At 44.9% G+C, this 6,740-nt stretch carries 8 protein-coding genes; 6 read left to right on the forward strand and 2 right to left on the reverse strand.

The window, feature by feature from the left end; all coding sequences use genetic code 11:
• Positions 1 to 546 precede the first annotated feature (546 nt).
• Positions 547 to 786, reverse strand: a complete 240-nt coding sequence (locus ACGTNI_RS02545) for a DUF2249 domain-containing protein (RefSeq protein ID WP_394459803.1) — start codon at positions 784 to 786, stop codon at positions 547 to 549.
• 19 nt (positions 787 to 805) lie between these two features.
• A complete protein-coding gene (locus tag ACGTNI_RS02550) occupies positions 806 to 3,172 on the reverse strand; it encodes a nitric-oxide reductase large subunit (RefSeq protein ID WP_394459805.1) in 2,367 nt (788 codons plus the stop codon).
• Between the two features lie 203 nt (positions 3,173 to 3,375).
• Between ACGTNI_RS02550 and ACGTNI_RS02555 the strand changes: the two genes are divergently transcribed.
• From ACGTNI_RS02555 to ACGTNI_RS02580, 6 genes are all read left to right on the forward strand, one after another.
• The gene (locus ACGTNI_RS02555; protein WP_394459852.1) at positions 3,376 to 4,068 is read left to right on the forward strand and encodes a Crp/Fnr family transcriptional regulator; all 693 of its coding nucleotides are present in this window, start codon (positions 3,376 to 3,378) and stop codon (positions 4,066 to 4,068) included.
• 76 nt (positions 4,069 to 4,144) lie between these two features.
• Positions 4,145 to 4,396, forward strand: a complete 252-nt coding sequence (locus tag ACGTNI_RS02560; protein WP_394459807.1) for a DUF2249 domain-containing protein — start codon at positions 4,145 to 4,147, stop codon at positions 4,394 to 4,396.
• Positions 4,393 to 4,608, forward strand: coding sequence for a DUF2249 domain-containing protein (locus tag ACGTNI_RS02565; protein WP_085506952.1), 216 nt, complete (start codon positions 4,393 to 4,395; stop codon positions 4,606 to 4,608). Before ACGTNI_RS02560 ends, ACGTNI_RS02565 begins: the two co-directional genes overlap by 4 nt.
• Before the next feature lies 1 nt (position 4,609).
• On the forward strand, positions 4,610 to 5,863 hold the full coding sequence (locus ACGTNI_RS02570; RefSeq protein ID WP_394459809.1) for a hypothetical protein: 1,254 nt from the start codon (positions 4,610 to 4,612) through the stop codon (positions 5,861 to 5,863).
• A gap of 17 nt (positions 5,864 to 5,880) precedes the next feature.
• Entirely contained in the window at positions 5,881 to 6,177 is a 297-nt protein-coding gene (locus ACGTNI_RS02575; RefSeq protein ID WP_394459811.1) for a metal-sulfur cluster assembly factor, read from the forward strand.
• A gap of 238 nt (positions 6,178 to 6,415) precedes the next feature.
• Positions 6,416 to 6,724, forward strand: a complete 309-nt coding sequence (locus tag ACGTNI_RS02580) for a transposase (protein ID WP_085505303.1) — start codon at positions 6,416 to 6,418, stop codon at positions 6,722 to 6,724.
• Positions 6,725 to 6,740: the final 16 nt, after the last annotated feature.

The following is a 6,740-nucleotide window of genomic DNA, read 5'->3' on the forward strand; positions in this document are numbered from 1 at the left end:
AGCTCTGCGGGGTCTTGCCAGTCTATCCTTTCCCGCAGGAGTCTCACCCTTCCCCTACGCCCCTCGCCATATAAAATTCTCGAAATCGCACTTGGAAAGTACAAAAGTACAACTCTATTTTGTGAGAGAATCCCATTACAATGCTAATCTGATCGTACTTTCTGTTCCATAAGCTCGCTATTATGGATGGAAGTTTCGAGACTCTAACAAACGTAAGGTGGCGGGGAAAACGGTGAGACTGCTCGAAAATGCTACGCATTTCCTTCGTGCGGTGTCTATTCAAGAAGCTAATTCAAAGTCCTGTGGGATGAACATGAGCGGTGAGATCCCGCAAGGCGAAGCCTGAGGAAGCTCACCACATGCCCACGGAAAGCGATCCGTTTTCCCAGCCACCATAACCTCTACCTAACGTCTCGAAACTGAGTCTTCAGTAAAAGAGAGCTTTACTGTAAAACCTCACGGAAATTTACCAAAACCTTTATAAAAAAACAGGCTGTTCCAAAAGCCTATGGCAGACTTTCGAAACAGCCAGAGTTTCTCTATTGATTACTTTTTAGCTATGGCTACCCGCCATTGTTCCGGACCTTTCTCTAAATACTCCCACTCAAACTGACTCTCCCGCTCTACCATGAACTGATAGTGCAGCGGCCGTGGATCATGGTCATTGGTGAGCTCCATTACTTCACCGCTTTCTAACTCATCGAAAGTATCAAGAATCCTTGGATGACGTACTCTCGGCTCAATTTCAGGCGCATAAATCTTAGCGGCAAATTCCTGGTTTTTCATAATAATCTCCTCCTAATAATTAATTTTCTTCCAAATCATCAATTGGCAGTGGCTCTTCTTCTTTATGAGTAGCAGGACGCAGATGGAACATAGCTCTTACTGCGAACACTGCGAGAATCACAACACCGGCGATAAAAATAACATCAGGTACGGAGCGGATGGTCAGCAGATCCTGGATGATATCCTGCTGCAGGAACGCTGCATCACGTGAAGCCCAGTATCCGTTATCGAAAGCTTCTTTCAGCTGCAGGAATCCTATCGGTAATAGGGAAATAAGAATCATTCCGGCAAGACCGATATTTAATGCCCAGCAGGAAATTTTCAGCCAAGTATCATTCCATTTATCCGGCCGGACGATGTTTCTTAAGGAGTAGAGCAATACGGCAATGGCGAACATTCCGTATACCCCCATCATTGCACCGTGACCATGTGCTGGTGTCAGGAACTGACCGTGTTCGAAATAGCTTACTGCTGGCAGGTTGATCAGGAACCCTAGGACCCCTGCTCCAACCAGATTCCATATTGCGGTTGAAATCAGGAACCAGAATGTAGACTTGTACGGGAAATCAACTCCTCCGGCACGCATCATTTTATATTGTTCATAAGCTTCCAGGACTAGTAAAGTTAACGGAATAACTTCCAAAGCACTAAATACAGATCCAAGAGCGATCCAGGCTTCGGCGGATCCATTATAATAATAATGGTGACCGATACCGATAACCCCGCTTCCAAGCAGGATGATCAGCTGGAAGTACAATGCTTTGACTGTTGAACTTTTTGTAACCAATTTCATTCGGACTAACAGAAATCCAATAACCACTACGGCGAATACTTCAAAAATACCTTCTACCCAAAGATGGATGATCCACCAGCGCCAGTAGTCAGACATCGTGAAGTTGGCACCTGGGTTGATGAAGAAAGCAAAGATATAGAACGCTGGCACCGCAATAGAAGCGTAGAACAATAGGTGAACAAGGCCTCCTTTATCGCGCTCCTTCTTCAAACCGTTCCTAATGCCCCGATAAACGATGTACAGCCAAATCAACATCCCGACAACGAGAATTACTTGCCAGATCCGACCGAGCTCTAAGTACTCCCAGCCCTGATGTCCAAGCAGGAACCACAAGTTACCAAGGTAGCCGTTGACACCAAGCCATTGACCGATCATGGAACCGCCTACTAAGACGACAAGCGCCCAGAATAGGATATCAACAAGTAGTCCTTGCCGCTTCGGTTCATGTCCACCAACAATCGGTGCAACGAAGATGCCCATACCGAGCCACGCTGTCGCAATCCAGAAGATGGCCAGCTGCAAGTGATAGCCTTTTGCGATACTGAATGGCAGAAGTTCAAATATCCAGTCCATACCGAAGAATGAATCCGGTTCGACGTAATAGTGCGCCATCAGGGCACCGAACATGACCTGCACGAGGAACAACAGGGCAACGATCAGGAAGTATTTCGCTGATTTTACCTGTGAACTCGTTAAACTTTGTTTCGCCAGGTTGAACGTAGGATAGTTGTCTTCCGTATAGGCTTCCTGCATACCCAGGTGATAACGATAAAACACAAACAAAATCAAACCTACAAATAGGATAAGTACGGTTACACTGGCTCCACTCCACCACACTGCTGAGAAAGCCATCGTGTTGCCGGCATCTTCAAAGTATGGCCAGTTATTTGTATAGGTGATATCATCATCCGGCCGCTCGGTACTGGAAAGCCATGCAGTCCAGAAGAAGAAGTGGGAGATCTGGGTTATCTGGTCACTGTCCGCCACGTAAAGCCGCTCCCCTGCACCAGGCACGTGCTCTTCCTGGATCAAACCTGCCTTCAATCCCCAGCCGTCTCCATTTTTGAAAACATCCTGATAATAAGCTTCGACTCTTTCCAGACCGAATACCTGCGCATCAGTAAGCGGAAGTTCATTTGTTTCTTCATTGAAACGGTTAACCCGCATTTCTGAGATAACTCTTTCTTTAATGATCGTCTGCTGTTCAGGATTCAGATCAGCATAGGCTTGATTGTGATCTTCCATTGCATAAAAGTCCTGCATTCCGGATGTATAAACTTTTAGTGCTTCTGCTGTATAATCAGGCCCCATATAAGAACCGTGTCCCAGCACCGTTCCATAATCCATCAGACCGTATTTCTGGAAAACTGCCTGACCGCCGATGATCGAATCCTGAGTCATAACTACTTCGCCGTCTGAATTTGTCGCTTCCATCGGACGAGGAGCCATATTTTCAAAGATCCAGAACCCTCCGACAATCAAGACTGTGAAGCTTGCTAATAAAGTAACAATTAAAATAGATTTAAGTAGACCGTTTTTGGTGGTTGGTTTAGCTTCTTTCTGCTGCCATTCTTCCAGCTTTTTAACCCCCATAACGTTCACATCCTTTCGTTGGTATGCCCTCATGTTACTCCTGCTTTTTCAAATGGGGTGTGAGAAGAAGCAACAGGCCCCTATGATTTTCATCACAGCCAACGTATAAAGATAGTTATAAATTGTTCAAAAAGTAGCATCAAAAATACAGCTTTTGGATGATACACTATATAGTAGAAATTGGATAAGAAAGGATGTTGATTGTGAGATTCCATTCCACACAGCAATTGTTACAGAATGTTCCTATATTCAAAGATTTGACTGATATAGAAATGGAACCGGTGCTGGAGCTGGCTAGATCCCGGCAATACCGTGCCGGAACCCATGTTTTCATGCAGGGCGATCCGCTTCAGAATGTCTACTTCATCAACAAAGGCCGAGTAAAGATATACAAAACCGACTTTCACGGCAAAGAACAGATTGTCAACGTACTCCAGCCAGGTGATATGTTTCCCCACCAGGGATTTTTCCGGAAAGATGAATGTCCGGCACATGCGGAAATACTGGATGAAGCAACCCTCGTTCACATACCAATCCCGTCCTTTGAACAGACGCTAATCAACCATCCGGAGATTTCCGTCAAATTATTTAAGGTGCTCGGTGATAAAATCGTCGACTTGCAAAATCGTTTAGAAGAACAAATCCTTCATAATACGTATGAACAAATCATCATGCTGCTGATTCGCCTCAGTAAGCTTTACGGCAATGAAGATAAAGACGGCTGGGTAAAACTCCGATCCCACTTCACTAATCGGGAACTTGCCAATATGATCGGCTCGAGCAGGGAAACCGTCAGCCGGACATTGACTCAATTGAAAAAAAACAACCTTGTCTACAGTGATTTTGACGGTTATTTCATGCTCCATCCGGAAGCTTTAGAAGATGAACTTTTCTAACCTGTGATATGTGTCACTACCTGATTAATTGAAAATGATTATCATGTAGGTATCAAGTGAAGATGAGGTGATCGTAATGGAAGAACAAGCTGCTATCGTAGAGTTGGACGTACGCGAAGATTTAAAATTGAAGAATGATCCGTTCCATAAAATCATGAATGCGGTAAAGGGACTGAAAGACGGAGAGGCACTGCTTCTCCACGCCCCGTTCAAGCCTATACCACTTTTGAAAGTAATGGCCAAAAAAGGCTACGACCACCAGTTAGAGCAAATCGAGCCGAAACATTGGCAGGTCATGTTTTATAAACGAGCAGGTGAGGTGCAATGATTCTCGATAACCGTGGATTAGAACCCCCCCAGCCAATGATGCGGACACTCTCTGCCTTGGAAGACCTGACCACCAAGGAAGCGCTTGTCATCATCAATGACCGACGTCCGATGTTCTTATTCGCGGAACTAGATGAACTCGGCCACCATTATGAAACGGAGGAGCAAGAAGACGGAAGCTTCCGGATAACCATAACGAAATCTGGTGAATGATATGATTCCACAAATGCAAACGCAGACCAAAACCGAAACGAATATCAAGTTGCCGCTCGCCTTCATCCTGTTCGGACTTGTCTCATTCGCACTTGCCCAGTCGCTGCTCTGGATGAATACCGCTGCTCTGAGCAATGGTATTTTCCGGATGCCGGACTTATGGATGGCTGCCCACTTTTTGTTGCTTGGCTGGGCAGTGATGGTCGTCATGGGTGCCATGTATCAGCTGGTTCCTGTAGCCTTTTTGACACCGATTTGGAATGAAAAGTTTGGATTTCTCCAATTTTTTGTTACTGCAATCGGTGCAGCCGGACTGTCTATTGCCCTTTCGGTAAAGCCTGGTGTCGCGATTTTCGCCGGGGTTCTAACCGTCATCGGCATTCTGATGTTTCTCTTCCAAATTGCCATGACGCTCCTTAAGCAGGAAAAAGTCAATGTTATGACCTGGTTTGTCGGAAGTGCCCTGGTATTTTTCTTATTGACGATCGTTGCCGGACTGACTTTGACATGGAACCTGGCGTTCGGAACAATCAGCAATTATGATGCCTTTTTCAAATCCCATTTGGTTTTCGGCCTGACCGGCTGGTTTACGCTGTTGATTTTCGGCTTCTCATATAAAATGGTACCAATGTTCAGCTTGTCTCACGGATTTTCGATGAAATGGGCAAAACCAGCTCTTGGCAGTTATATAAGTGGACTTATTGCTTTGGTTGTTGCCGTATGGATCGGGACCTGGCCGTTTACCATTATCGGCTGGGCTCTATTATGGCTAGGATTTACCGGTTATGCGCTTGATATGAAAGAAATCATAAAGAAACGAATCAAGAAAAAGCTTGATCAGCCTTTCATTTTTTCCTTAATAGCCATCGGATTTGGCTGGCTGCTGCATACCACTGCCCTCCTGATGACCGTTTTACAAGTAACCAATGCTACCGTTTGGAGCTGGCTCGTTTACTTATATATCATGATGTGGATCATTTTCAGCATCATGGGTTACTTGTATAAAATTGTCCCCTTCTTATGGTGGACCCATAAATATTCCGGCAGTGTTGGTAAAAAAGACGTCCCAACCTTGAAAGCGATGATCCAGGAAAAATGGGGGACGATCCTGTTTACAGCGATGACCTTCGGTGTGATTGGACTTGCGGTCACTGCTATGATTGGCCTCCCTGCCCTTGCTTTTGCTTCCCAGGGAATTTTGACCGTAGCCTCTGCCTTATATGTAATTTCAATTGCCCGGGTATTGACTAGATAACCAAGGAGTGATTCCCAATGAAAATGACGAAACAAGTGGAAGAAGCATTGTATCAGGTGATTGATCCGGAACTTGGCATCAATATCGTAGATCTCGGCCTGGTTTACCAAATAAATGTGAATGAAACGAACGATGTTCACGTCCAGATGACACTGACCACCCCGGGCTGTCCCCTTCATGACAGTATCGTAAGTGGAGCTGAAGCGATGATTTACGGGATTGATGAAGTCAATGATGTCCACGTCGAATTGGTCTGGCATCCAGCCTGGTCGCCAGAGAAAATGAGCAGCCGCGCGAAAGAAATGTTAATGTAGCAAAAAAGCTCAGCTCCCTTGTTACGGGGCTGAGCTTTTTATACGACCGTAGGTTGTCTCTCTTGCAGCTGCCTTGTCTCTCTTTTTTTCGATATTGTCTCTCTTTTTTTAAAAATTGTCTCTCTTATTCGCGAAACCGTCTCTCATCCAGCGCCATACTGGAACTAGTATAGAAAGTGGACACAGGTAGTGAGCCATGTTTTAATCGACCTAAAGCTTAAATTAAGGACGTGTTCACTTGACTAAAAAAATGAAGAGTTACAGTTCGGAATTTAAAGAGTATGTAGCTAAAATGATTGTCCTAGACGGACATAAAATGACTGATATTTGCAACAAGCTCAATTTACCTTACGGTACCGTTAAGCGGTGGGTAGGGAGCTATCGTGACAAGCAGAAGAACGCAGAAAAAGAGGAACAAAACCAGCTATTAACGGCCTCTGAGTACAAAGAGATGTATGAAAAAGAACGGCAAGAGAAGCTTGAAGCTCAGGAGGAAGCCGAAATATTAAAAAAGGCAATGCACATCTTCACGCAAGAAAAAGAGTAAAGTTCGAGTTCATTTA

Origin of the sequence: Thalassobacillus sp. B23F22_16 (assembly GCF_043496955.1) — a bacterium.
GTDB lineage: Bacteria > Bacillota > Bacilli > Bacillales > Halobacillaceae > Thalassobacillus > Thalassobacillus devorans_A.